The sequence below is a fragment of the Methylophaga sp. UBA5088 genome (genome assembly GCF_002414625.1).
GTDB lineage: Bacteria > Pseudomonadota > Gammaproteobacteria > Nitrosococcales > Methylophagaceae > Methylophaga > Methylophaga marina.
Window position 1 is genome coordinate 12,663 of record NZ_DIAC01000094.1, and the last position, 3,282, is coordinate 15,944.

Consider the following 3,282-nt stretch of genomic DNA (forward strand, 5'->3'; position numbering starts at 1 on the left):
AAAATGTCAAAAGTTTCCGTACACAGCACACGAGACCCGGTAAAACCAAAGTGAAAGCAAAAAGACGCCAGCGTTAATAAAAAAAATTATTATTTGAGAAACATTTTTAGTTGACCATGGTCAATCTGCCTATATCACGCATTTTCTGAATAGGGACATTGATGAAATCGAAATCTACCGCTCGCTCAAGTTATGATGCTTTTTCGGTTTTACTACATTGGTTGATTGCTGTTTTTATTATCGCTCTCTTTGCTTCAGGCCTATGGATGGTTGATTTGGGCTACTACGACGATTGGTATTATCAAGCACCGTGGTGGCACAAAGGGATTGGCATTGTCACAGCCTTATTGATTATTGTTCGGTGGGGCTGGAGTCTTTTCCGGCAAACGCCGCCTGGCATTAACTCTATTCCTCATTGGCAGCACCTGGCTGCAAAAGTCACACATCAGTCCATGAACGTAGTAGCTATCATCATTGCGATAAGTGGCTATATTATGGTCACAGCCAAAGGTGATGGTCTATCCGTCTTCGACTGGTTCACCATTCCCGCCATCATTTCAAATAAACCTGACTGGGTCGATCCGGCAGGCGCTATTCACTTATGGGCGGCATATTTTCTTATCGCTATGGCATCAGTACATGCTCTAGCCGCCATAAAACATCACTTCATTGATAAAGACGCAACGCTCAAGCAAATGCTTGGCAGAAAATAAACAAGGAGAAAAAAATGAGACAAACTATTCTTGCCACATCGTTATTAGGTTTATCGGCTTTCATGCCGGCTTATGCCGCTGATTATGTAATCGATACTGAAAAAGCCCACGCTTTTATTGATTTTCGCATTCAGCATCTGGGCTATAGTTGGATGAGTGGACGTTTTAACGACTTCTCTGGCACATTTTCTTATGATGCTGAGCAACCAGAAGCGTCACAAGTGAATGTAGATATTGATGTCGCCAGTGTTGATACCAACTTTGCTGAACGTGATAAACACTTACGTGAAAAATTCTTGGAAACAGATAAGTTTCCAGATGCCAGCTTTAAGTCGACCTCGTTCAAACAACAGGACGACGGTAGCTTAGTTGTTACAGGAGACTTCACACTACACGGGGTAACCCATGAACTAAGCTTCCCGGTTGAAAAAGTCGGGGAAGGCGAAGACCCATGGGGCGGTTACCGTGCAGGTTTTGTTGGTGAAACAGAATTTACTATTTCCGACTACGGTATTATCGTTGATATGTTAGGCCCTTCATCACAAGTTGTGTATCTGACCTTATCCATTGAAGGGATTAAGCAATAATTCAGATTTGTTTGGCGAGGTCGTAGAGCCTGTCAAATTCTTCAGATAAGCTGTTTGCTGGTATTGAACGTCCCGCACGTTGATACCAGTAAGCAGCATTGCCTTTGTCGCCTTCTACATAATGAAGATAGCCATGAATCATGCAGGCAAAACTGTCTTCATAACTTTGAATCAGTTTGTGAGCCCCGTCCCAGTCGCCTTGTGCGGCTAATTCAAGCGCTTGTAGATGTTGTATAGCCATTGCAAACCTCCAAAAAAGTTTGACATGACTATGCTATAACAGATTGAATTGAATGAAAATTCTAATTGCTTCCCAGCATCGTTAACAGCCCAGCTGCAAAGGCAAACGGTGATGTTACGATCACAAATAACAACTTACCCAGTTCACGTAGTACATAAAGTACATCTATTAATAAAGCCATGATTTCCTCCGTTGAATCTGACTGTTTGCATTATAATGCGCGTTTGTGACATCCAAATGACCAACATATAAGCACTCTATGAATATTCTTGCTCTCGATACCTGTACAGAAATGTGCTCAGTGGCCATCCTTAAAAATGGCGAACTGTTTGAACAATCACTGCTGACTCAACGAGGGCACTCAGAAAAAATTCTGGGAATGTTGGATGCGCTTTTCGTTGAGGCAGGATGTCGGCTATCTGATATGGATTGTATTGCGTTTGGTCGCGGTCCAGGTTCTTTCACTGGCGTTAGGGTAGGGGTGAGTGTCACTCAAGGCATTGCCTATGCTGCCAGTCTTCCAGTCGTGCCCGTATCGACATTAGCAGCGGTGGCACAGCGTGCTATTGATGAGCACCATGCTGAATGTATTGCAGTGGCAATGGATGCCCGTATGCAGGAAGTTTATAGTGCACTTTATCAGTCCGTGGATGGCTTAGCTGTATTAGTCGGCGAAGAACGAGTGTGTCTACCTGAACAAATCGAGTTGAGTTCAGAGCAATCATTTTTTGCTGCTGGTACGGGTTGGAAAGAGTATGAGACAGCCATGATGGCGAAGTTCTCCAAACAAGTAAGTACGCTGGATAATGAGCTCTTACCTACGGCTGCTGCCATTGCAAAATTGGCTGAAAAACAAGCCGAAAAGGGACACACCTTGCCAGCTGAACAAGCGATGCCTGTTTACCTTCGTGATAATGTTGCTAAGAAAAAAGGTGAGCAATAATGGTGAAGAAACAGGACACTATCTACGCTGCGCCATTAGAACAAATGGTGGATTTCAGCTTTGATGAAAGAGTCGTCGATGTCTTCCCGGATATGATTCAGCGTTCAGTGCCAGGCTACGCCACATTGATATCTAATATCGGTATCCTCGCGGCTAAGTATGCTTTGGATAATAGCCGTTGTTATGATTTAGGTTGTTCGCTTGGTGCTGTGACCTTATCGATACGTCAGCGCTTAAAAAAGCAGAATTGCCAGATTATTGCCGTGGATAACTCGCCTGCGATGATTGAAAAAGCCCAACACATATTACTGGCTGATAAGGCCTCTGATATTGAGGTTCAACTCGTCTGCGAGGATATCGCTGACACGGTAATTGAAAATGCCTCTGTGGTTGTGATGAACTTCACCCTGCAGTTTATTCCGTTGGCGCACCGTCAGGCTTTAATTAATCAAATTTATAATGGTTTAAAGCCGGGGGGAATATTAATTCTGTCAGAGAAACTGGCATTTCCTGACGACAGTATCAACCAATTTCATATTGATGTTCACCACGACTTCAAGCGAGCAAATGGCTACAGTGATATGGAAATCAGTCAGAAAAGAACGGCGATCGAAAACGTCTTGATCCCTGAATCTTTAGAGCAGCATCAACAACGCTTACGTGCTGCTGGCTTTGGTTTTACCGAAAAATGGTATCAATGTTTTAACTTTGTTTCGATGGTTGCCATAAAGTGATTTACCAAGGTTTATATAAATATCTTGAGTCTGCTGGGTTAGATAGCTGGCGGCAGACATTAGA

Annotated in this window: 5 protein-coding genes; 4 read left to right on the forward strand and 1 reads right to left on the reverse strand. The window is 43.4% G+C overall.

The window, feature by feature from the left end:
• Positions 1-161: 161 nt before the first annotated feature.
• Positions 162-713, forward strand: coding sequence for a cytochrome b (locus B4K20_RS11600; protein ID WP_286304917.1), 552 nt, complete (start codon positions 162-164; stop codon positions 711-713).
• Between the two features lie 14 nt (positions 714-727).
• Positions 728-1,300: a YceI family protein gene (locus tag B4K20_RS11605; protein WP_289283000.1), complete on the forward strand. Its 573-nt coding sequence runs from the start codon at positions 728-730 to the stop codon at positions 1,298-1,300.
• A 1-nt stretch (position 1,301) separates the two neighbouring features.
• Here the strand turns inward: B4K20_RS11605 and B4K20_RS11610 are convergent, their stop codons facing one another.
• Positions 1,302-1,541, reverse strand: a complete 240-nt coding sequence (locus B4K20_RS11610) for a hypothetical protein (RefSeq protein ID WP_286304915.1) — start codon at positions 1,539-1,541, stop codon at positions 1,302-1,304.
• Between the two features lie 259 nt (positions 1,542-1,800).
• On the opposite strand from B4K20_RS11610, the gene tsaB reads away from it, so the two are divergent.
• A complete protein-coding gene (tsaB, locus tag B4K20_RS11615) occupies positions 1,801-2,484 on the forward strand; it encodes a tRNA (adenosine(37)-N6)-threonylcarbamoyltransferase complex dimerization subunit type 1 TsaB (protein ID WP_286304914.1) in 684 nt (227 codons plus the stop codon).
• Positions 2,484-3,218 (forward strand): carboxy-S-adenosyl-L-methionine synthase CmoA, encoded by a 735-nt coding sequence (cmoA, locus tag B4K20_RS11620; protein WP_289283001.1) that lies wholly within the window; start codon positions 2,484-2,486, stop codon positions 3,216-3,218. Before tsaB ends, cmoA begins: the two co-directional genes overlap by 1 nt.
• Positions 3,219-3,282: the final 64 nt, after the last annotated feature.

Excerpts from the sequence above, each read along its gene's own strand:
- B4K20_RS11605 (WP_289283000.1), top strand. The coding sequence starts at position 728 with ATGAGACAAACTATTCTTGCCACATCGTTATTAGGTTTATCGGCTTTC.
- tsaB (WP_286304914.1), top strand. The coding sequence starts at position 1,801 with ATGAATATTCTTGCTCTCGATACCTGTACAGAAATGTGCTCAGTGGCC.
- B4K20_RS11600 (WP_286304917.1), top strand. The coding sequence starts at position 162 with ATGAAATCGAAATCTACCGCTCGCTCAAGTTATGATGCTTTTTCGGTT.
- cmoA (WP_289283001.1), top strand. The coding sequence starts at position 2,484 with ATGGTGAAGAAACAGGACACTATCTACGCTGCGCCATTAGAACAAATG.
- B4K20_RS11610 (WP_286304915.1), bottom strand. The coding sequence starts at position 1,541 with ATGGCTATACAACATCTACAAGCGCTTGAATTAGCCGCACAAGGCGAC.